General features: G+C 59.1%; 25 protein-coding genes. 10 read left to right on the forward strand and 15 right to left on the reverse strand.

Annotation, left to right across the window (positions count from 1 at the left end; all coding sequences use genetic code 11):
* Positions 1-9: 9 nt before the first annotated feature.
* On the reverse strand, positions 10-1203 hold the full coding sequence (locus WKI89_RS01305; protein ID WP_337867409.1) for an acyl-CoA dehydrogenase family protein: 1194 nt from the start codon (positions 1201-1203) through the stop codon (positions 10-12).
* Positions 1204-1332: 129 nt separating this feature from the next.
* On the opposite strand from WKI89_RS01305, the gene WKI89_RS01310 reads away from it, so the two are divergent.
* The 3 genes from WKI89_RS01310 to WKI89_RS01320 all read left to right on the forward strand — a co-directional run bounded on the left by WKI89_RS01310 (position 1333) and on the right by WKI89_RS01320 (position 3244).
* Positions 1333-1773: a hypothetical protein gene (locus WKI89_RS01310; RefSeq protein ID WP_337867410.1), complete on the forward strand. Its 441-nt coding sequence runs from the start codon at positions 1333-1335 to the stop codon at positions 1771-1773.
* A gap of 389 nt (positions 1774-2162) precedes the next feature.
* Entirely contained in the window at positions 2163-2699 is a 537-nt protein-coding gene (locus tag WKI89_RS01315) for a DNA adenine methylase (protein WP_337867411.1), read from the forward strand.
* Between the two features lie 38 nt (positions 2700-2737).
* Positions 2738-3244, forward strand: a complete 507-nt coding sequence (locus tag WKI89_RS01320) for a DNA adenine methylase (protein ID WP_337867412.1) — start codon at positions 2738-2740, stop codon at positions 3242-3244.
* A gap of 23 nt (positions 3245-3267) precedes the next feature.
* Here WKI89_RS01320 and WKI89_RS01325 read toward each other — a convergent pair whose 3' ends face one another.
* Both WKI89_RS01325 and WKI89_RS01330 read right to left on the reverse strand, forming a co-directional pair.
* A complete protein-coding gene (locus tag WKI89_RS01325) occupies positions 3268-3669 on the reverse strand; it encodes a hypothetical protein (RefSeq protein WP_337867413.1) in 402 nt (133 codons plus the stop codon).
* A gap of 4 nt (positions 3670-3673) precedes the next feature.
* Entirely contained in the window at positions 3674-5332 is a 1659-nt protein-coding gene (locus WKI89_RS01330) for a hypothetical protein (RefSeq protein WP_337867414.1), read from the reverse strand.
* A 181-nt stretch (positions 5333-5513) separates the two neighbouring features.
* Between WKI89_RS01330 and WKI89_RS01335 the strand changes: the two genes are divergently transcribed.
* The 3 genes from WKI89_RS01335 to WKI89_RS01345 all read left to right on the forward strand — a co-directional run bounded on the left by WKI89_RS01335 (position 5514) and on the right by WKI89_RS01345 (position 7600).
* A complete protein-coding gene (locus tag WKI89_RS01335; RefSeq protein ID WP_337867415.1) occupies positions 5514-6149 on the forward strand; it encodes a CBS and ACT domain-containing protein in 636 nt (211 codons plus the stop codon).
* Positions 6146-7282 carry an acetoin utilization protein AcuC gene (locus WKI89_RS01340; RefSeq protein ID WP_337867416.1) on the forward strand — a complete coding sequence of 379 codons (1137 nt, stop codon included), beginning with the start codon at positions 6146-6148 and terminating at the stop codon, positions 7280-7282. The genes WKI89_RS01335 and WKI89_RS01340 overlap by 4 nt, the downstream gene beginning before the upstream one ends.
* A gap of 78 nt (positions 7283-7360) precedes the next feature.
* On the forward strand, positions 7361-7600 hold the full coding sequence (locus WKI89_RS01345) for a DUF1653 domain-containing protein (RefSeq protein ID WP_337867417.1): 240 nt from the start codon (positions 7361-7363) through the stop codon (positions 7598-7600).
* 235 nt (positions 7601-7835) lie between these two features.
* On the opposite strand, the gene WKI89_RS01350 is transcribed toward WKI89_RS01345, so the two are convergent.
* Positions 7836-8309: a GNAT family N-acetyltransferase gene (locus tag WKI89_RS01350; protein ID WP_337867418.1), complete on the reverse strand. Its 474-nt coding sequence runs from the start codon at positions 8307-8309 to the stop codon at positions 7836-7838.
* 259 nt (positions 8310-8568) lie between these two features.
* Here WKI89_RS01350 and WKI89_RS01355 point away from each other — a divergent pair, with 259 nt between their 5' ends.
* Positions 8569-9327: a methyltransferase domain-containing protein gene (locus WKI89_RS01355; protein WP_337867419.1), complete on the forward strand. Its 759-nt coding sequence runs from the start codon at positions 8569-8571 to the stop codon at positions 9325-9327.
* A gap of 305 nt (positions 9328-9632) precedes the next feature.
* Here the strand turns inward: WKI89_RS01355 and WKI89_RS01360 are convergent, their stop codons facing one another.
* From WKI89_RS01360 to WKI89_RS01395, 8 genes are all read right to left on the reverse strand, one after another.
* A complete protein-coding gene (locus WKI89_RS01360) occupies positions 9633-9860 on the reverse strand; it encodes a cold-shock protein (protein WP_337867420.1) in 228 nt (75 codons plus the stop codon).
* 301 nt (positions 9861-10161) lie between these two features.
* Positions 10162-10395: an acyl carrier protein gene (gene acpP, locus WKI89_RS01365; RefSeq protein WP_337867421.1), complete on the reverse strand. Its 234-nt coding sequence runs from the start codon at positions 10393-10395 to the stop codon at positions 10162-10164.
* Between the two features lie 90 nt (positions 10396-10485).
* On the reverse strand, positions 10486-11223 hold the full coding sequence (gene fabG, locus WKI89_RS01370) for a 3-oxoacyl-[acyl-carrier-protein] reductase (RefSeq protein WP_337867422.1): 738 nt from the start codon (positions 11221-11223) through the stop codon (positions 10486-10488).
* Positions 11224-11237: 14 nt separating this feature from the next.
* Positions 11238-12158 carry an ACP S-malonyltransferase gene (gene fabD / locus WKI89_RS01375; protein ID WP_337867423.1) on the reverse strand — a complete coding sequence of 307 codons (921 nt, stop codon included), beginning with the start codon at positions 12156-12158 and terminating at the stop codon, positions 11238-11240.
* 34 nt (positions 12159-12192) lie between these two features.
* Positions 12193-13170, reverse strand: a complete 978-nt coding sequence (locus WKI89_RS01380; protein WP_337867424.1) for a beta-ketoacyl-ACP synthase III — start codon at positions 13168-13170, stop codon at positions 12193-12195.
* Between the two features lie 187 nt (positions 13171-13357).
* Complete coding sequence (gene rpmF / locus WKI89_RS01385; RefSeq protein WP_337867425.1) at positions 13358-13549, reverse strand: 50S ribosomal protein L32; 192 nt, start codon at positions 13547-13549, stop codon at positions 13358-13360.
* Between the two features lie 103 nt (positions 13550-13652).
* Positions 13653-14411: an SAM-dependent chlorinase/fluorinase gene (locus tag WKI89_RS01390; protein ID WP_337867426.1), complete on the reverse strand. Its 759-nt coding sequence runs from the start codon at positions 14409-14411 to the stop codon at positions 13653-13655.
* A gap of 230 nt (positions 14412-14641) precedes the next feature.
* Entirely contained in the window at positions 14642-16138 is a 1497-nt protein-coding gene (locus tag WKI89_RS01395; RefSeq protein WP_337867427.1) for a tetratricopeptide repeat protein, read from the reverse strand.
* 73 nt (positions 16139-16211) lie between these two features.
* Between WKI89_RS01395 and WKI89_RS01400 the strand changes: the two genes are divergently transcribed.
* From WKI89_RS01400 to queA, 3 genes are all read left to right on the forward strand, one after another.
* A complete protein-coding gene (locus tag WKI89_RS01400) occupies positions 16212-16931 on the forward strand; it encodes a hypothetical protein (RefSeq protein ID WP_337867428.1) in 720 nt (239 codons plus the stop codon).
* Between the two features lie 159 nt (positions 16932-17090).
* Complete coding sequence (locus WKI89_RS01405; protein ID WP_337867429.1) at positions 17091-17669, forward strand: NYN domain-containing protein; 579 nt, start codon at positions 17091-17093, stop codon at positions 17667-17669.
* An 11-nt stretch (positions 17670-17680) separates the two neighbouring features.
* Positions 17681-18697, forward strand: a complete 1017-nt coding sequence (gene queA / locus WKI89_RS01410) for a tRNA preQ1(34) S-adenosylmethionine ribosyltransferase-isomerase QueA (RefSeq protein ID WP_337867430.1) — start codon at positions 17681-17683, stop codon at positions 18695-18697.
* 3 nt (positions 18698-18700) lie between these two features.
* Here queA and cysE read toward each other — a convergent pair whose 3' ends face one another.
* The 3 genes from cysE to WKI89_RS01425 all read right to left on the reverse strand — a co-directional run bounded on the left by cysE (position 18701) and on the right by WKI89_RS01425 (position 20656).
* Complete coding sequence (gene cysE / locus WKI89_RS01415; RefSeq protein WP_337867431.1) at positions 18701-19237, reverse strand: serine O-acetyltransferase; 537 nt, start codon at positions 19235-19237, stop codon at positions 18701-18703.
* A gap of 127 nt (positions 19238-19364) precedes the next feature.
* On the reverse strand, positions 19365-19916 hold the full coding sequence (locus WKI89_RS01420) for a GrpB family protein (protein ID WP_337867432.1): 552 nt from the start codon (positions 19914-19916) through the stop codon (positions 19365-19367).
* 2 nt (positions 19917-19918) lie between these two features.
* Positions 19919-20656 (reverse strand): YebC/PmpR family DNA-binding transcriptional regulator, encoded by a 738-nt coding sequence (locus tag WKI89_RS01425; RefSeq protein WP_337867433.1) that lies wholly within the window; start codon positions 20654-20656, stop codon positions 19919-19921.
* Positions 20657-20705: the final 49 nt, after the last annotated feature.

Consider the following 20705-nt stretch of genomic DNA (forward strand, 5'->3'; position numbering starts at 1 on the left):
GGGGGGCGGTTACCTCGAGCCCACCGCTTCCTTTTTGGGGCTCTCGCCCAGGGCGTTCTCGCCGGTCAGCTCGCGGCCCAGAATCAGGGTGTGGATGTCGTGGGTGCCCTCGTAGGTGTCCACGGTCTCGAGGTTCAGCATGTGGCGGATGCTGTGGTACTCCAGGGTAATCCCGCTACCACCCAGAATCTCGCGGGCCGCCCTGGCGCCGTTGAGCGCGGCCCGCACGTTGTCGCGCTTGCCCAGGCTCACCTGGGCGGGCTTGAGGGTTCCGGCATCCTTGAGCTGGGCCAGGCGCCAGGCCAGCAAAAGGCCCTTGGTGTGGTCGGCGGCCATGCGTACCAGTTTTTCCTGTACCAGCTGGCGGCTGGCGATGGGGGCCCCAAAGGTGGTGCGGCTCCTGGCGTACTCGAGCGCCTCGGTATACACCGCCTCCAGGGCTCCCAGCGCCCCCCAGGCAATGCCGAAGCGGGCCTGCGTGAGGCAGGAGAGCGGCCCCTTGAGGCCCTTCACCCCCGGCAGCATGGCGCTGGCCGGCACACGCACGTCTTCCAGCACCAGCTCGCTGGTAACCGAGGCCCTTAGCGAGGCTTTGTGCTGAATCTTGTTGGCCCTAAAGCCCTTGGTGTCGGTGGGCACGATAAAGCCGCGCACCACACCCTCGTCGTCCTTGGCCCAGACGAGGGCGATGTGGGCCAGGTTGCCGTTGGTGATCCACATCTTGGAACCGTTCAGCACGTAATCGCCGCCGTCGCGCCGGGCGCGGGTTTTCATGTTGGCGTCGGGGTCGCTGCCGCCGTCGGCCTCGGTCAGGCCAAAGCAGCCCACGTACTCGCCGGTGGCCAGCTTGGGCAGGTATTCGCGCTTCTGCTCCTCGGAGCCATAGGCCCAGATGGGGTACATCACCAGGCTGCTCTGCACGCTGCAAAAGCTGCGCAGGCCGGAGTCAATGCGCTCGAGCTCGTAGCCGATCACCCCATAGGCCGCCGCGCTGGCCCCCATCCCGCCGTACTCGGTGGGGATGGTGGTGCCCAGAAAGCCCATCTCACCGAACTTTCGGATGAGGTGCACCGGAAACTCGGCGTTCTCCCACCATTCGGCGATGTGGGGCAAAGCCTCGGCCTCGAGGAACTTTCGGGCGGCTTTTTGAATCTCGCGCTCTTCGGGGGTGAGCAGCTCGGCTACCTGGTAAAAGTCGAACATACGGAGACCTCGAGGGCCAATTCTACTGCAACTCGAACCTGTAAGTTGGCAGCGTGGGGTATGCCAACTCGCCAGGCACATTTCTACCCTTACAAGCCCAGCTTTGGTTGAAGTAATATCTAGTGCAATATGCCTTACGATCCCAACACGATAGCCGAAATGATTGTAAGATTTGAAGACAATGTTTCACAGAAAGGAAGGCCGACTGGTCAAGCAACAGGTGGACGGAGTTTTGAATCCAACCTGACAGAAGCCTTAGGCAAACTCATTGGGCAGATTGCGCAGGAACTAAAGACTAGCCCGTGCTTGATTCAGGCGATAAATGAAAGCGGAAAAACCTTCCATTATATCGGCTTACGCAACGGCAATCGCTATATAATTTGGAATTTACCTAATCTAGCTAAATTATTTAAAACAAATGATTGTGTAATGGTAGATAATCTAGTGGTGCGGCATTCTTGGCTAACCAATATGTACAGTGTTTGCCAGTGGTACGACACTGCATTGGGTGCTCTCCGCAGTAGAGGTTGGATACCTGTCTCTGAGGATGAAACGTACTATCAAGGGTAACGCTATTCCGAAATATATAAAGGTTCGAAAATCACGTTTGATGGAACAATCGCATTGATTGAATCAAATGAACTTAGACGCAAAATATTCATTGAGGCTAAGTCGGCGAAATCTTCAAACAAGGGTCGTATAGATGGTAATGCTCATGAGCGATTTTCATATCAGAATCTTGAGTATTTGGAGCTAGCAACTCTGTATCCTTCAACACAACTTTTGCTTCTTACCAATGAAGCCTTTGTAAAGTACAAAAACAAATACCACACTGGCTTTGGTGTTCATGCAGTTCGGCTAAGTAATGCCTTTGGTTTCTACAGCTTTGATATGGTAAGTACCAAAAGTCAGTACGTGCGGCTATTTAACTCTTGGAAGAGCTGGATTGAGGGAACTACATGATCAAGTACATCGGCTCAAAGCGGGCTTTACTGCCCTGGATAATTGACACCATCCAGTCTATTCACCATCAGGTGCCCATCCGTACGGCGGTGGATCTGTTTTCGGGCAGCGCTCGAGTGGGCCACGCCCTAAAGTCCAAAGGGTTTTATGCAACCAGCAACGACCTGATGAGCTATGCCCACGTGCTAGCGCAGGCGCTGGTCGAAGCCGACGCACGCACCTACAGCCGGGAGCGCCTTCAGCCCATCCTGGACAGGCTACAATCCCTGCCCCCGCGCCAGGGCTGGTTTACCCAGGACTACTGCGAGAAGGCCCGCTATTTTCAGCCCAAAAATGGTGCCCGCATCGAGGCCATCCGCGAGGGGCTCGAGGCCGAGGCTGGGGGCGACCCCCTGCTGCGGGCCATCCTGCTAACCAGCCTGATGCTGGCCGCCGACAGGGTAGACTCCACCACCGGTGTGCAGATGGCCTACCTGAAGCGCTGGGCCCCCGTGCCCACAACGACCTGCGCCTGGAGTATCCACCCCTGCTGAGCGGCCCCGGTCTGGCCCTGCAGGGGGATGCGCTCGAGGTGGCCGCCCACCTAGAGGCCGACCTGTTCTACCTCGACCCCCCCTATAACCAGCACTCCTACCTGGGCAACTACCACGTGTGGGAGACCCTGGTGCGCTGGGATAAGCCCCAGACCTACGGCGTAGCTAACAAGCGCATAGATGTACAGAAACGCAAAAGCCCCTTCAATTCCAAGCGCGAGGCCAGGGAAGCCATGCAAACGCTGCTGGCCCGCATCCAGGCCCAGCACCTGGTGGTCTCGTTCAACAACGAGGGCTTCTTTGCCGCCGAAGAAATTGAAGAGATGCTCCGGCACTGGGGCTTCGTGCGCCGCCTCACCCGCCCCCACGCCCGCTACGTGGGCGCCCGCATCGGCATCTACAACCCCCAGGGCGAAAAGGTGGGCCAAGTCTCGCACACCCAGAACCACGAGTACCTCTTTGTGGCGACCCACAGCCGGAGGGTGTACGAGGCCCTATCCGACCACACCGAGGCCGCCGAGGCCCTTCAGCTATCGCTTTTCTGAGGCTGGATTTCGGCCCCCCAGGTTCAAGGCAGGTACATCTGCCGCAGCTCGAGGATCTCCCGCCTGGCCTCGTTGACCTTGATGTAAAAGGGGGTGTACTTATCAAACGACCAGCCGAAGTTCCGGCCCCCCAGCCCCTGGATGAGCTGCTGGGGGGTGGCCTGGAAGTACTCCCCGGCGCTTTTGAGCAGGTAGATTTTGGTGTTGCGGGTAAAGCGGAAGGTGCGGATCAGAGGGTTCTGGTTGGATATCTCGATACCTGACGGACAGTCGTCGCGGTTACAGTCCCTAACCTCAACGTAATCGAGCTTAATGGTCCAGACGCCCTGCACTTGCCGGAACTCGGTGATGAGGGCCTCACGGTTTTGCATTTGGGCCATCCCCAGGCCAGGTAGAAGCAGCAGAAGAAACCATATTAGTCGCATGTGTTCACTTTTCTCCCATTCTGCGGTAGCCAAACCATAGCGCCAGCACAGCAGGAATCAGGGTTGCGGCTACCACAATTAACAACCACAAGGGGCCTTCCCCACTTCCCAGGTAGTTGGTCTGTCGCTGGGTAATGGCGAGGTACACCGGGCGGCTGGCCAACACCACTAAAAGCCCAGCGTGCAGCAGTGTGAGGCCCATATACAAAAAGCCGCCCATGCCGATGGGTACCTCGGCAGGGTTGGATGCATCGAACTTGGGGAAGGCTGCCCCCAGCCCTACGCCAATGGCTGCCGCCGTGAGGGCTGAAGCCAGTCCCAAAATCAGGGAGATCTGGGTGAGGTTGTCGTCTAGGCCAATCACGCGCGGCGAGAAGTAGCCCAGGGCCAGGCCCAGCGGCAGCAGGAAAAACAGGGCCAGCCCAAAGCGGGTGAGCAGGATGGTGTGTTTGGCGACCGGGCCAGTCTGCAACATCCAGTAGCCCTGGCCCTCGAGGCTGTACAGCGGATAGGCCAGCCGCACCCCCACCCCGCCAATTACAAAGCCCTGGAAGGCCAGGTGCATAAAACCTGTCACCAGTTGAAATCGGGCATCACCCAGGGGAAGGTACTGCAAGCTGGTGGTATAAAGCAGCACCAGCACCCCTACCAGGATGAGCTGGGAAGCCTGGTTGGCATCGCGGAAAAACAGGCGCAGGTCGCGGGCCCACAGTGCCCAGGCGACGCTGGAAATCGTCCAGCGATCCAGCAGGCCGGGACGCAGGATACCGCGTTCGCGCACCGTGCCCTCCAAGGCCCGCACCCAGCCCTGTTGGTAGGCATAACCCGCCACCAGTCCGGCCACCAACAGCAACCCGCCCGAAAGGGCTAGCAATAGCCAGAACTGGGGTTCTATATCCCCTCGAGTCAGCCCCTTGAGGGCTTGCTGGGCTAGGGCCGAAGGCAAGAAGGGGGCGGTGGGGTCGCGGAAAGTCTGGAGAAAGCGGTCGAGTTCCTCGGGGTTGGCGAAATTGGTCTGGAGCAATACCTCGGGGCGCAAGGCCCGCAGCAAGAAGATAAGCAACCCACCCAGCACCGCGCCCAGCGCTGCGGCCCATTCCCGCGCCCGACCCGCCGGAGCGAAGCGCACCAGTGGCAGGGCCAGCCCCACCCCCAGCACCACTGGAAAGGCGAACAGGGCCAGCGCGAGCAAGATTGCGCCCAAAAAGAACATCGGCGGTGCGTTGTAGTGTGCGCCATAGGCGAACAAAACGGGCAACACCAGCAGGGTGGGAATTAGCGCAGTGGTGGTGAATACTTCTCCCACCTTGAATAGGAAAACCCGGCTGGCTTTTTGCGGCAGGGCCAGGTGCATAGGGAGGTCTTCGGAGGTGTAGAGCACGGCCACGGCGTTGGGCAGGGCCGAGAGTACCACCGAGCTCGAGAGCACCAGCAACAAGCTACCCAGAATGCGTTCGACCAGCACATCGCGGGTAAAGGCCGCTGCCAGGCGGTTCACGAAGGAATTGCTGCCAAACAATTCATTGGAGATAAAGTTTAGAAACCAACTTGTGCCCCACCAGGCCCCATACGCCAGCACAGCCCCCAGCAACAACCCCACCAGGGCCGAGGCCGGAGCCTGGCGGAAGCCGTTCCACACAAGCTGTATACGCAGGGTCAGCATCCGTCCACAGTGTAGACCACCTGCGCCCAGTGCTTGGTGCGTTTGTACCGATAGGGCGAACAGGTATCCCCCCATGACCCCCATCTAAAGCGTTCTGCTCGGTGCTATAAGGCGTTCATGCTCTGCACAGAGACAAATACCCCTAGCTACCCGGCCCGGCTTTTGCATTAGACTTAGGTAAATGTTAATCAAAGACGTAATGCACAGTCCGGTGCTGACGCTAGACGTTGGGGTGACGCTCGAGGCTGCCTACCACATCATGCTTCAGCGCAATATAAGGCACATCCCGGTCACCCAAGAGGGCCGTCTGGCCGGGATGATTACCGACCGGGATATTCGGCTGGCCACCAGCCCCTTTGCCACAGGGGGCGCACAGCCCATAGATACGCCGGTAGGGCAGGTGATGGCCCGCCCAGTGGTCACGGGCGACCCCTTCGATCCAGTGGAAGAAGCCGCCCGGGTCATGCGTCAGCGCAAGATTGGGGCGCTGCCCATCCTGGATGGTGACATGCTAGTGGGCATCGTAACCGGGATTGACCTGCTGGATGCGCTTCTGCGCCTGACCGGGGTACAAAAACCCAGTGGGCGGCTCGAGGTCTGCCTCGATGACCGGCCCGGGGAACTGGCCCGCCTAAGCGGGGAACTGGCCAAACATAACATCAATATCCATTCCATGCTGACCTACCCCTGCGGCGAAGCCGCGGTCACCACCGTGGTACGGATCGGTACCTTGGATGTACGCAAGCTGGCCCACGATTTGCGTCAACAAGGCTACGATGTGCGCTGGCCTCCCCAAATTCCTGGCAAGAGCTTATGAGCGTTCCGGTGATTTATAGCCCACAATACAAGCTTTACAATTTTGGATCCCAGCATCCCTTCAGTCCGGTGCGGCTCGAGATGTTGCTCGATTTGCTGGAGCACTTGGGCCATCCGCTCCAATTGGTCGAACCCATCCAGGCCACCCGCGAGGACGTGCGCAGTGTGCATCTGGAGTCGTTTGTTCGTCGTGTCGAGGCTGCCGGACGAGGGGAGCGCTCGCCCGACTTCGACCACTACGGCATCGGAACCGCCGACACCCCCATCTTCCCCGGCATGAGTGAGGCGGCCCGCTGGCTGGTGGGGGGTACCCTAACCGCCGCCCGGATGGTCTCGAGGGGGCAAGCCAAGGAAGTCTTGCAATTGGGGGGTGGCCTGCACCATGCCCAGAAAGACTTGGCCTCGGGTTTCTGCGTCTACAACGACCTCTCGGTCGCAATTCGCCACCTTACCGACCAGGGCCTGCGGGTGGCCTATATTGACATAGACGTGCACCACGGCGATGGGGTGCAGTGGATTCACTACGACGAGCCCAATGTGCTCACCTTCTCGATTCACGAGTCGGGACGCTACCTCTACCCCGGCACCGGCCATACCCACGAAATCGGCAAGGCCGAGGGCACCGGACGCAAACTAAACATCCCTTTGGAACCCTTTACCGAGGACGATTCCTACCTCGAGGTTCTACAGATGGGCCTCGAGCCCGCCCTGCGCTGGTTCCGCCCGGATGTGCTGGTGGTGCAGTGCGGCGCCGACGCACATTTTCAGGATCCGCTGGCCGAAATTCTGCTAACCACTCGGGCCTACGCCAAAATTTTCCCCTTGCTGCGGCAGTATGCGGCAGCCTTTACCGGGGGGCGGGCGGTCTACACCCTGGGGGGCGGCTACAGCCTGGATGCCACCAGCCGCATCTGGGCCCTGCTCTACCTCACCCTGCAAGACCTGCCCCTGCCCGATCACCTCCCCGAGCCCTGGCTCAGGCGCTGGGGAACCCAGCTTGGGCACTTCCTGACCCATACCCTCTTCGACCCCGAGGGCGCCTACCCCGAGATTCCTCGCAAAGCCGAGATCGAGCGCCGCAACCGCCAGGTGACCGAGCGGATGCTCGAGTCGGTGCAGCCTTACTGGAATTGAGCGCAGAGAAGCTCTGGTCATTCGCCTGCAGTTTGTGTAAAGATGTCTGGAAGTAGTTCCAGGTAGGCGAGGTGTGGGATGCAGTTGCAACAGGGTCTGTACCAACACTACAAGGGCAAGCACTACTGGGTGCACGGTCTGGCCCGCCACTCCGAAACCGAAGAGTGGTTCGTGGTCTACGAAACCCGCTACGGCATCGAGCCCGAAACCCTGTGGGTGCGGCCTCTGGCCATGTTTCTGGAAGATGTGGAAGTAGACGGCAAACCCGTGCCGCGATTTCGCTATGTGGGCGAAGGTTCAATGCCCAAAGACCAGTAAAGTAATTCCCACCGAGCGGTTCCTACGAAAACCCCGTACAGTGAAACCTCGAGCTCTACGGGGGGCATTTGCGCTCTTTGAGTACCTGCGTCAGTGGGGCATGTACCGTGCCTTCACGGGATGGAAGGAAGCCATATAAAGCCAGGCATCACCTGCCGACTTACGGAAGGATGCCGTACTCTGCTTGGCATCATCCACTGTCATACGAGAATGCAACGGTGAAAATGCTGTAAGGCTACTTTAAGGGTTTCAGGTACCAACTCAGGGTGGGGCCACTATCGCGTAAATGGCTAAACCCCACCTTCTCCCAGAAGCGCTTGGCCTGTTCATTACTCCCATAAACCACCGCGTAAAGCCGATCCATCCGGCCTTTAAGCAGGGCCTCGAGCTGCTCTACTGCTGCTTTGCCCAACCCCCGCCGTTGCAGGCTTTCGTCAATCAGCAGCAGGCTGATCGTCGCGGAATGTAGATCGGGGTAGGCCACTTTATAGTCGAGAAAACCAACCACCTGACCCTCCTGCAGCAACAGCAGGGCCTGCCGCCTTGTGTCGTGGCGCAGGGTCTCGAGCTCACGCCTGATATCGTTAAGGGTGGGGGTCTCGGCCCCAATGAGCGCAATATAGGTAGGGCAATTCAAGTACAAGCTATGCACAACAGGGGCTGAATCGGCAGTGACGGGCAGGAAGTCGAGATGCACAGAGACTTTCATAGGTTGCCTTGATTGTATTCCCAGCAGTGGTTTTGGGGTGTAATTTACAACCCAACTTCTGTGCATAAAATCACATATTTATCTGGCCCAATTTTTGGAAATCGGATTGATTGGGGATAAACAATTGTCATATTGGTATTTTATGTACAAGTATGTATTTGTATGCAGAGGTGAAAGTGACTTTGCACATAGAGGGAAGGTTTTCTTACCACCCCACCCACACCAGCCGTATAAACTAACGTAAAGCGCGGGTCTAGCTATGTCGAAAACGCCCTGGGATGCCCACCTATACCAAGACAAACATGCCTTTGTCTGGAAGATGGGTGTGCCCCTGCTCGAGCTCTTGAACCCCCAAGCGGGCGAACGCATCCTGCACGTGGGCTGCGGCACCGGGCAGCTCACTGCACAAATTGCCCAGACCGGGGCAAGCGTGGTGGGGCTGGACCTGGACGAAGCTATGCTCCTTCAGGCCAGAAGCAACTACCCCCACCTCGAGTTCGTACAGGGCAACGCCGCCAGTTTTCGCTTCGCAGAGCCGTTCGACGCAGTGTTTTCCAACGCCGCTTTGCATTGGGTGCTGGATGCCGAGGGCGCCGTGCGCTCGATGGCGGCGGCTCTCAAACCGGGAGGACGTCTGGTGGCCGAACTGGGTGGACAGGGCAATGTACAACATATCCTCGAGGCTGCCAGCTTTGCCCTGGTAGCCCTGGGCTACGGCAATCGTTTTCGCAATCTCTGGTACTTCCCTTCGATTCCAAGCTATACCGCCTTGCTGGAAAAGCACGGCTTACACGTCCGGCTGGCCCAACTCATCGATCGCCCCACCCCGCTCGAGGGCCCCGATGGCCTGAAAAACTGGTTTCACATGTTCTTCGCCAAAGCATTGAGCGACCTACCGACCGAAGGACAAGCACGGTTTTTTGAACTGGTCGAGGAACGCGCCCGTCCTATGCTCTGGCAAGAGGATCACTGGATTGCCGATTATGTGCGCTTGCGCATCGTAGCCGAAAAGACCTGAGCAAAGCCCTCGGTTTCCCGAGGGCTGGTTAGCTTATACCAATTCTGCTCATACGCATTTCGGCAGTATCGTTCACTTCGGCAAGCCTAAACGATACTACCGAAATGCTTTTCTACTCCCTTCGGTCGGCTTGAATCCTTCACCTCTGACTGCGGCGGGCGGTGAAGGATTCAAGCGGAAACGGTATCATAGGTGACCTAAAAACGAGGCCCTCGAAAGACACTCGAACGTGCCCCTGGCGCGATGAGTGGCGCATAAAGCGCCACTTACGCGCAGAGTTGGTATTAGAGAAGGGATTTGAAGAACTAAAAACGCCTTGCCGCTTCCACCACATTTACGTTGGCAGCCTGGGGGCCTTTGCCATTCTTGCCGGGCTCAATTTCGAAGGTGACCACATCGCCTTCATTCAGGGTGCGGAAGCCACGGGACTGGATAGCGCTGTAGTGTACAAATACGTCCGGCTCTCCTTCCTCACGCTGAATAAAACCATAACCCTTTTCCGCATTGAACCACTTCACTTTACCTTTTTGCATACTGCTCCTTGCTGCGGGCTACCCCTGCTACGGTGCATAGCCCGGCCCAGGACAGAGGCGCTGAACTACCCAAAAAATCATCCGCCCGCTTCTGAGGCCACGGAGCGATCATCTACCATAGGCAGACCGACGGGCGAAACGATATGGATCACCTCAGAAAACTCCCAGACGCCTCAAGATAGCACTCCCCCGTGCTCTGTGTCTACCACAAAAAACAGAACCGGGAGCAGCCACTCCCAGTTCGGTATTTTTAGCGTTGGCGACGCACGCCAAAACAAACTTATCGGTTTGGTAATTCCCCTTAGGCTTGTTTGCTCTGGATGAAGTTGATCGCATCCTGTACGGTGCGAATCTTTTCGGCATCTTCGTCGGCAATTTCCAGACCGAACTTGTCCTCCAGGCCCATGATCAGCTCTACGGTATCGAGGCTGTCGGCGCCCAGGTCTTCGATAAAGCGGGCTTCGGGCACTACTTTGTCGGCATCCACGCCGAGTTTGTCTACGATAACTTCTTTCACATCGTCCAGGATAGCCATGCTTTAACCTCCATCGGTCAGGGTTTACTCCGTGCGGGATTCTACCACATCAAAATTAGCATCGGGGTTCTGTGGGTGGGACTAAGTATTCTAGTGCGGTGTCATCCCACCGTCTACACATAGGGTTTGCCCATTGATATAGGCCGCGTCTTCTGAGGTGAGAAAGGCCACCGCTTTGGCCACTTCCTCGGGTCTACCCAACCGCCCCACTGGAATTTGCTTCAGATACTCAGCCACTACCTGTTCGGGCAGTTTGGCGGTCATGTCCGACTCGATAAACCCCGGCGCCACGGCATTAACGGTGATGCCACGGGTAGCGTATTCTTTGGCCACCGACTTAGTGAAGCCAATCAGCCCCGCCTTGGCCGCCACGTAGTTGGCCTGGCCGGGGTTGCCCAGGATGCCCACCACGCTGCTAATGTTGATAATCCGCCCCCATTTCGAGCGCATCATGAGTTTGATGGCCTCCCGGGTGGTGTGGAAAATAGCGGTCAAATTGGTCTGAATCACAGCATCCCAGTCTTCGTCCTTCATCCGGATCAGCAAGGTATCACGGGTGATGCCCGCATTGTTGACCAGCACTTCCAACCCACCCAAAGCGGCGTTTGCATCGCTTACAAGCTTCTGGGCTGCCTGTACACTACTCAGATCGGCCCCCAAGACCACCACCTGGCCCGCACCGAGTTCCCTGGCCTCGGCTGCTGTGGCCTCAGCAGCCGCTTGGTTACCCGCATAGTGCACGGCCAGCGCGTAGCCCCGCCGGGCCAGTTCCAGCGCGATGGCTTTTCCGATTCCACGCGACGAACCTGTTACCAGCGCTTTTCGCATAGTTCCTCCAGACTCTAGCCTTGCTCCATCACGGCCAGGCTCTCGGCGATTTCTTGTGGATTGGTCAACGAACGTACCTCCACCCCTTCTAGGGTACGTCCCACCAGGCCGGTGAGTACCTTACCCGAGCCAAACTCGAGGTAGGTTCTTACGCCCTTTTCCTTCAGGTGTTGCAAAATCTCCACCCAGCGCACGGCATGGGTGATCTGTTCCAGCAACAGTTCCCGAATTACCGAGGGGCGGGTCTCGGGCTGGGCCAGCACGTTGGAGTACACCGGGAAGCGGGGGGTTGAGAGCTCCACCTGGGCCAGGTCGGCGGCCAGACGCTCCCGAGCAGGCCGCATCAACGAGGAGTGAAACGGAGCCGAGACCGGCAGCGGTATGACTCGAGCCCTGTGGCTTTTCAACACTTCAGCGGCCTCTGCAACCCCCCCAGCCGTGCCGGAGATGACCGTTTGCTCGGGCGAGTTGTAGTTGGCCACCTCCACCCCGGCAATGCCGGCAGTGAGCTCCTGAATGGTCTGGGCCGGAACCTTCAAAACAGCCGCCATTGCCCCCGCCCCAACCGGTACGGCTTCTTGCATGTACTCGCCGCGTTTGCGCACTAAGCGCAGGGCGTCTTCCAGACTGAGGGTACCGGCGGCCACATGGGCCGTCCACTCGCCCAAACTATGGCCTGCCGCGAACTGTGGCAGTAGACCCCCTGCTTCTTGATAAGCCTGAAAAGCTGCATAGCCCACTGCCAGCAGTGTCGGCTGCTGGTTGGCGGTTAGTTTGAGTTCTTCCTCCGGGCCTTCCCACATCAGCTTGAGCAAACCGGGCAAAGCAGCCTCGGCCCGATCCAGGGCCTCGCGGGCCGCCCTCGAGCCCTCATAAAGCACCTTACCCATGCCAATTTCCTGCGACCCCTGTCCGGGGAACAAAGCTGCAATCATGGTTCACCTCCAGCGTGTTGCAAATGCGCCTGCCCTAGTCCGGCTGCCACCAGGTCATCACGCTGGCGGCCCAGGTGAGGCCAGCACCAAAGGTCACAAAGAGGATGTGGTCGCCGTTGTGAATTTTACCTGCGTCCAGGGCCTCCTGTAGCGCGATGGGCATGGAGGCGGTGGAGGTGTTACCGTAGCGGTCTACGTTGACCCAGACCTGCTCGGGGGGCAACCCCAGGCGCTCGCGGGCCGCCTCGATGATGCGGGCGTTGGCCTGATGGGGGATCAGGTACTTGATGTCCTCGGGCTTGAGGCCGGCTTTTTCGATGGCCTCGAGGGTCGTGGTATTCATCACCCGAACCGCAAACTTGAAGACCTCGCGCCCGTTCATGTAGGCGTACTGGCCCATGGGGCTGCCGTCGGGCAGCTTGTCGGCGATGCAGCGCAGCATCAGCTCTTTGCCCCCCGAACCGTCCGCTCCCAGCACAAACGACTTGAAGCCGTAGCCCTCCGGCACCGGGCCTATGACCGCCGCCCCGGCCCCATCGCCAAACAGCACCGCCGTGGAGCGGTCGGTGTAGTCGAGGATTTTGGAGAGGGTCTCGGAGCCGATGGTGAGCACCTTGCGGGCCAGCCCGCTTTGCACCATGGCGTGGGCCTGGGCAATGGCATAGCCCCAGCCCGGGCAGCCGGCCAGCAGGTCGTAGGCGCCGGCATTCAAACCAAAGCGGTTCTGCACCAAGGCAGCCGTGGCCGGGAAAAGGGCATCAGGAGTGTTGGTGGCCACAATTACCAGATCCACCCCATCCAGCGCACTTTCTCCATGGCGGCGAATCAGGTCTTCGACGGCCCGGAAAGCCAGGTGCGATGTGAACTCTCCCTCGGCAGCCAGCCTCCGTTCGCGGATACCGGTGCGACTGACAATCCACTCGTCAGACGTATCCAGAATCTTCTCAAAATCGTGGTTGGTCATGACCCGCTCGGGGGCATAAGTGCCAAGGGCTTGGATACCGATATTCAACGTCGCCTCCTAAAACAGTCCCCCCAGAGAGGGCACTCCAACAAAGATAACACCCCGGCCCTCCTTCGCGCCGGGGTTTAGCTTGAACTGAGTTCAGATGTCCTAATCTGCTAAGCGTTTTTTTGACGATAAAGAAACAATCCCAGACGGCAAATTTTGGCTGTCTGGGGTGATTGAGGGGAGGGGATCAAGCCTGGATCTCCAGCACCTTCTTGCCGGCATAGTAGCCACAGCTATCGCAAACGGTGTGAGGAGGAATCATCGCGCCACAGTTGGCACATTTGATAAGCGTAGGAGCCGTCAGGGTAGATACTGCAGCCCGGCGGATATCCCTGCGGGACTTGGAGACTTTTTTCTTAGGTACTGGATGCTTGGCCATTTCAGGTCACTTCCTTTTGGAGAAACCAACCTCTAGGGCTGAGGTCGCTTTCGGCAAACCGCTCCCCAATCTACAAGCTGAAACCCAAAAGGTCAACCCACTTTCAAAGCAGTTCCACCCGATCTCCTTGCTTGAGTCCAAGCTGTTCCTGCGCGTTGCCTAGATGAACCGCAACCTCGAGCAGTCCGGCGCTGCCAACATAGGTCAAGGCCGTCCCGACCGGCACTTCAGCATAGTGCGAGGCCGCTGGGATATGGTGGTAGCGAATGCGCACGGTCTTGCCCCGAATTTGGGCTGGGGTAGCGAGTAGGGTGGTGATGGCATTGCCGAAGCGGTCAAAAGTGAGTATCTCACCATGTGTTCCAAAGTTAAGATGGATAGGCAAGCGCACCAACTGCGGTACCGGTAATTGTGGGCCAAAACGGTGGGGTTCGATCCCAGCAGCTAGGTGGGCCGCAACCGGCCCAAACACGTCGCGCCCGTGAAAGGTAGCCGATTTGCGGGGCAGGTGGTAGGCGGGGTTCTCGAGCAGGTAGGCTTTGCGCGGGGGGTCCTGCAGGTAGGCTAGGGTAAGCAGGCCGTTGTCCGGGGCCACGTAGCAAAGCCGCTCCCCTACTACCAAAACCGCCCGGCGGGAGGAGCCCACCCCCGGATCAACCACCGCCAGCACCACCGACTGCTTAGGTAAATACGGCACCGATTCATACAAAATGTAACTGGCCCGGTTCAGGTCGCCGGGAGGCAGGTTGTGGGCCAGGTCGTGAATAACAACCCCTGGAGTGGTTTGCCGCATCACCGCCTTGACCACCGCAGCGTAGGGGTCGGCTAGGCCAAAATCGGAGAGAAAGAAAATTTCCCGCATCTGCTGCAGTTTATACGATAAGCCTGCCCAGGTATTTGCTGTGTACCTGAAAACTTGCTGCAAGCCCACTGGCTACGGGCTATGGACTATTGGCCATCAACGATGGACTTTCAAATCCGCTTGTTTAGTTCTTATTTTTGGAGCCCCCATCCGAAGCGCTGCAACTCGAAGCAATCGCAACAGATAAGCTTTTGCCAGCGCCTAGCGAAACGCTTCGGGTGGGGTTCATATCAGCTACCCAACAAGGTGCGAGCCAAAGGCAAATTAGCGACCAGGGCTAGCACAACCCCTGCAAGCACCCAGGCCGTAGCCCCGGCCAATGCCCCCTTGGTGCGCATATAGAGCCAGCCCAGGAAAAGACTCGCCATCAGGAAAAACACCGTAGGGCCAGGAATCGCCAGGGCAAAAAGCATCGGAATCATAAAGGAGCTGAGTTCTTTATAGCGTTCCTTGAAAACCGGATATCCCACCCCTCGAATGACCAGTTCCAACAACGCCATCCCGAAGAAGATCGGATACATAGTACCCAGACCGCTCAGACCGAGGGGTTTGGCAATATAGGAATACAAAACCAGCAAAGCCAACAAGACCAAGCCAGCCCAGGTGCCCTCAACCCAGCCCGTGCGCGATCCCAGGGTATTTACCATGCCCTCTCGGCTGACGGCCTGGTATGCAATCAGCAGTGCAAAGGCTCCGAGTAGGAAATAGAACACAGGACGCACCACCAGACCTTGGAAAGGGGTGAACAAAGCCAACAAGTTTTGGTAGAGCACCTGTCCAATCCCCATTGCTGCCAGCCCAGCTAGCACCAACGCCAGCAGCAGCCACATGTGGATAGAGCCTGGACCATAGCGCCGCTCGGTACCCATCTCAACCGTGCGCATGGGCTCGATGCGGCTCTCACCGTATAGTACCAGCGCCAGATAGATCAAAAAAACAACCAACCAAGGCCAGACCTTTGCCAGCAGGCTGCTGGGCAGGCTCATCCTCGAGGAGAGCTGGCGCAAGACCAAAGCGCCCTTGTCAAATTCGCCCAGACCATAATAGACCATCGCCAGCAGGCCCAGGGTTCGGGTGTAGTCCCCCTCCAGGGGACCCAGGCGGGGCAGCACCTCCTCCAGGGCCTCCGCGGCTGCACGGGTATCGCCCGACAGCCACATCAGGCGGGCCTTGGCAAGTTCTTCCCTGGGGCTGTTGCCCAACAAACCCAGCGCCTCTTGGGGGCGGCCCAGCCGTTCGGCCAGCCGGGCCGCGCCCAGCCGGGCCTCTTCCGAAGCCGTTACCCGGCGGAAGGTGGCATAGGCTTCCTCGTAGCGGCCCAGCGCTTCGTTGATCTGGGCACGCAGAAGCACCGCCTCGGTGTTCAAACCCCGCGGCAGCCGGGCCAGGGCATCGGCGGGGCGGCCCTGCAAAAGCTGAAAGCGCGCATCCAGCAGGGCCACTTCGGGGTCTTGTGGGCTTAGCCGGATCATTTGCTGAAGAAATGGTTGGGCCGCAGTGGGGTTGTTTTCCTCCAGATAGATTCGCCCCAACAGCTTAATACTGGGCAAGTGATTGGCATCGGCTACCAGCGCAAGCTGACAGGTGGCCCTGGCACTATCCCGCACCCCCTGGTCGTAGAGGGCTTTGCACTGCGTATAGTAGCCCTCGGCTCCAAGCTGGGCCGAGGCCGTGAACGCAAATAGGGCGATTCCCACGGCAAAAAGAACCGCTCGTAACGCTGTCATGGGGGTAGTGTAACACGACAACCTAAGATTCCTGCACACAGATGCACATCCGGTAGAATCGGTAGGGCATGGCATGAGGCCATTGGCCGCCAGGGAGGAAGCTGTGAGAAGTTTGGTACTGGTTCTGGTATTGGGGTTGGCGCTGGGTTTGGCCCAAAACGCCGCAACGGTTGAAAAATTGGTGGACGACGGCAAGTTTCAAGAAGCCTACGAAGCCGGCTTGCGCCTGGGCAGCGCTGAAGGTCTGATTTTGGCTGCCAAAGCGGCCAGCTATTTCGCGGGCTACCAAGCCAAGGACAACGAAAAAGCCGGCTGGTTTGGCCGGGCCGAAGCCGCCGCCCGCCGGGCCATCCAGGCCGACGGCAACAGCGCCGAAGCCTACTTTGAGCTGGCTCGAGCCCAGGGCCGCCTTTCGCAGTACCGGGGCATTCTGGAGAGCCTGGGGCTGGCCAGCGGTATCAAGGAAAACCTGGACAAAACCCTGCGCCTGAACCCCCGCCATGCCGGGGCCAGGGTTGCGCTGGCCCTGTGGCACCATTCGCTCATTTCCAAGAACGTGGGCTGGCTGTATGGGGCCAACGGCAACCAGATTATGCCGTTATTCAACGAGGCCATCCAGCTCGAGCCCCAGACCATCATCCACAAAGTAGAGCTGGCCGGGGTGCTGGCCGCTCAGGGCAAGAAAGAAGAAGCCCGCAAGCAGTATGGGGCCGCTTTGGCGATTGCTCCCAAAACTGCCGCTGACCGTTTCGACCTCGAGCGCGCCCGGCGCGAGTTGGCGGCTTTGCAGTAGGCCGGTCGCGGATTGCTGTCGGTCGGCCCCTCGCAACCCGACCAGCCCTATACAAGCCCATCCATGGGGAACCCCGCATACCTGTCATGTGGTATGGTTTGATACAATTTCAGAGGGCTAGCCCCATTTTATAGGTCTCAATTTTCAAAAGGAGCTTTGATGAACGACCCTTTTGGCCGTATCCCCGGTTGGAGTCCTCAGCAGCGCGTAGGCCTGTTCGTAGATACCCAAAACCTCTACCACTCAGCCCGCGACTACTACGGGCAGAACGTCAACTTCGAAAGCCTGATGCGTTATGCCGTGGCCAACCGCCAACTGGTGCGGGCCACCGCCTACGTGGTTGAGCGTGAACACGACACCTCGGCCTGGCCCTTTATCTATAAGCTCTCCACCATTGGCTTCCGGGTGCGCCGCATGAACCTGACCCTCAAGGAGACCACCGACGAGGGCAAGCCCATCTACGAAGGCAACTGGGATATGGGTATCGCCGCCGATATGGTGCGGCTGATGCACACCCTGGATGTGGTGGTGCTGGGTAGCGGCGACGGTGACTTTGTGGACATCGTGGAGGTGCTAATGGAACGCGGCCTCCGGGTTGAGGTGATCGCCTTCAAGGAGACCACCTCGCAAAAGCTGATTGATGCTGTAGACCGCTTTATCCACCTGCCCGAGATTGAGAATGCCTTTGTGCCCAGCAAGGAACGGGAGCGAACCCTGATACCGCGCAGCGAGTCCTAACCCTAAATTCCATGAACCTCGAGGATTTTGACTACCCACTACCCTCCGAACTCATCGCCCAGAGCGGGGCCGAGCCCCGCGACGCCTCGCGGTTGATGGTGGTTGAGCGCCACACTGGCCAGATTGAGCACCACATCTTCCGCGACCTGCCCCAGTACCTTCGGGCGGGGGATGTGCTGGTGCTCAACCAGAGCAAGGTGATTCCGGCCCGCACCTTTGCCACCAATCCACACGGAACGGGGCTCGAGGTGCTGTTGGTGCGGGAAATTCCCTCCAGTGAGGGGCTCTGGGAGGCCCTGCTCAAACCTGCCAGGCGGGCTAAGGTGGGCTCGAGGCTGACCTTTCCCGATGGGCTCTTCGCTACCGTGGAGGCCATCGAAGCAGACGGAACCCGGCTGCTCAGGTTTTCCGGCAATGTCTGGGAACACCTGGAAAACATTGGGAAGATGCCGCTGCCCCCCTACATCCAGGCCTCGGTAGACCCGGCCCGCTACCAGACCGTGTACGCCAAAACCCCCGGCTCGGTGGCCGCCCCCACGGCGGGGCTGCACTTTACCCCCGAACTGCTGGACAGGGTGCGGGGGCTGGGGGTGGATGTTCAATACGTCACCCTGCATGTGGGCCCCGGCACCTTCAAGCCCGTCCAGGACGACCCCGACCGGCACGTGATGCATTTGGAGCCCTACGAGGTTTCGCCGCAAACTGCCGAGGCAGTCAACCGCGCCAGGGCCGAAGGGCGGCGGGTGATTGCGGTGGGCACAACAGTGGTACGCACCCTCGAGACCGCCTACAGCGCCGAGCTAGGCGGCGTGCGAGCGGGCAGCGGCGAGACCCAGCTATTTATACGCCCAGGGTTCAGGTTCAACGTGATAGACGCGCTGATTACCAACTTTCACCTGCCCAAATCCACCCTGCTGATGCTGGTCTCGGCCTTTATGGGGCACGCGCTGATGAAACAGGCCTACCGGACCGCGGTGGCTGAGCGCTACCGGTTTTATAGCCTGGGCGATGCCATGCTGATTCTGTAGAGGCTAGGCTTCCACAGGTTCGAGCGCCTCTTCCCGAACGACAATCTGCGCCGGGTTCCCGATGGCGGTTGCACCGGGGGGCACGGGTTTGGTGACCACCGCCCCGGCCCCAATTTTGGCCCCATCGCCCACCACGATAGGCCCCAGCACCACCGCATGGGCCCCCAGCAGCACCCCCTTGCCAATGGTGGGGTGGCGCTTCTCGCGGGTGAAGCCGGTGCCGCCCAGGGTCACCCCGTGGTACATCAGCACATCATCGCCCACCTCAGCGGTCTCGCCAATTACAATGCCCATGCCGTGGTCAATCACCACCCGGCGGCCAATGCGGGCGCCAGGGTGAATCTCGACCCCCGTGAGCATGCGGGTAAAGTGGGCCAGAATGCGGGCCAGTAGCTTGAAATTGGCCCGCCAGAGCCAGTGGTTGAGCCGGTGCATCCACAAGGCGTGCATCCCCGGACTGAACAGGATGGCCTCGAGGGCACCCCTGGCCGCCGGGTCTCGGTCCAGCACGGCCCGCACATCCTCTCTAAACCGTTCCACTATGGATACCATTCTGGGACACTCGAGGCAGAGCCAACCCTGCCTGCTGATTAAGATTAGCCAGTCTTCCTTCAGCCTGGCTGTGAGCTTGCATCCTATTGGGCCCGAGAGTATGCAGTACACCCGGTCAGGGTTTGGCCCGGTTCTGTTCTCGAATGGCGGCTATCTGCTCGGTCTCGAAACCGGTTTGAGCCAGCATGGATAGAATCAGGTCGCTTTTGGCCTCGATATAAGCCTCGATGTTGTGGGCATGCTCCTGGGCAAGACGCTTCTTGAGGGCACCATACGCCTGTACCGCCGCGGGATGAGCCCGGAGATAGTCCCGCAAGGCCAGGTGGTTGCGCAGGCTCACGCTGTCTTGCAGACAAACATACAGGTGATGCAGCGGCAGGTGGGCCGGTTGTTGGAAGGCTTCCCGCCCCTCGATACCCAGGTTGCCCCGGTGGACATAGCCCAGCGTTCCCAGGCGTTCGATGGCCAGAGGAATTAGGGCGGCAGAGGCGATGACCACATCCATATCTATGATGGGCTTGGCGGCCAGTCCCGGCACCGAGGTACTGCCCACGTGCTCGATGGCCAGGGCAAAATCCTGTACTGCCCGCCAGACCGGCGCCCGGAGCCGTTCAAAAACTTGGGGCCAGGTAGGGTCGTAGTCCACCACCACAATGGGTTGGGACATACCTAGGCCCCGATCGAGACGTTATCGAGGTTCAGGTTGGTGTACACGTTCTGCACATCGTCGAGCTCTTCCAGGGCTTCCACCATGCGCAGCACCTTCTCGGCCTCTTCCTGGCTCAGGCTCATGGTGTTTTGCGGCACCATGGTGATCTCGGTGTCTTCGGGCTTGAAGCCTTTGGCCTTGAGGGCGTTGGCTACGGCATAGACTTCCTGGGGGTCGGTGTAGATTTCCATACCTTCTTCGCTCTCCTGAAGATCAATCGCTCCGGCCTCGATAGCAGCTTCCTGCGCGGCCTCGGTGTTGGGCTCAACCCAGATATAGCCCCGCCGGTCGAACTGCCACGAGACCGACCCGCTAGCCCCCAGGCTGCCCCCGTGCTTGTTGAAGATGTGACGCACTTCGGAGGCCGTGCGGTTGCGGTTGTCGGAGAGGGCATTCACAATAATCGCCACCCCACCCGGCGCATACCCTTCGTAAACCACTTCCTCGTAGTGGCTGCCCTCGTCGTCACCCCCGGCCAGACGCTTCAAAAGGCGTTCGATGTTGTCGTTGGGAACGTCGGCGTTTTTGGCCGCCTCAACCAGGTTGCGCAGGTTGACATTGGCCGCCGGGTCTGCACTTCCCCCCGCCCTAGCCGCTGCTGCGATAAGGCGCAGGTATTTACTCACCACCTTGCCTTTCTTAAGGTCGTTAGCCGCTTTTTTGCGCTTAATTTGTGCCCATTTGCTATGACCAGCCATACATCACCGTCCTTTAGTATACGGGAGCGACAAGGCCCTGGGAAAGGTC

Source organism: Meiothermus sp. (genome assembly GCF_037443965.1).
Taxonomy (GTDB): domain Bacteria; phylum Deinococcota; class Deinococci; order Deinococcales; family Thermaceae; genus Meiothermus.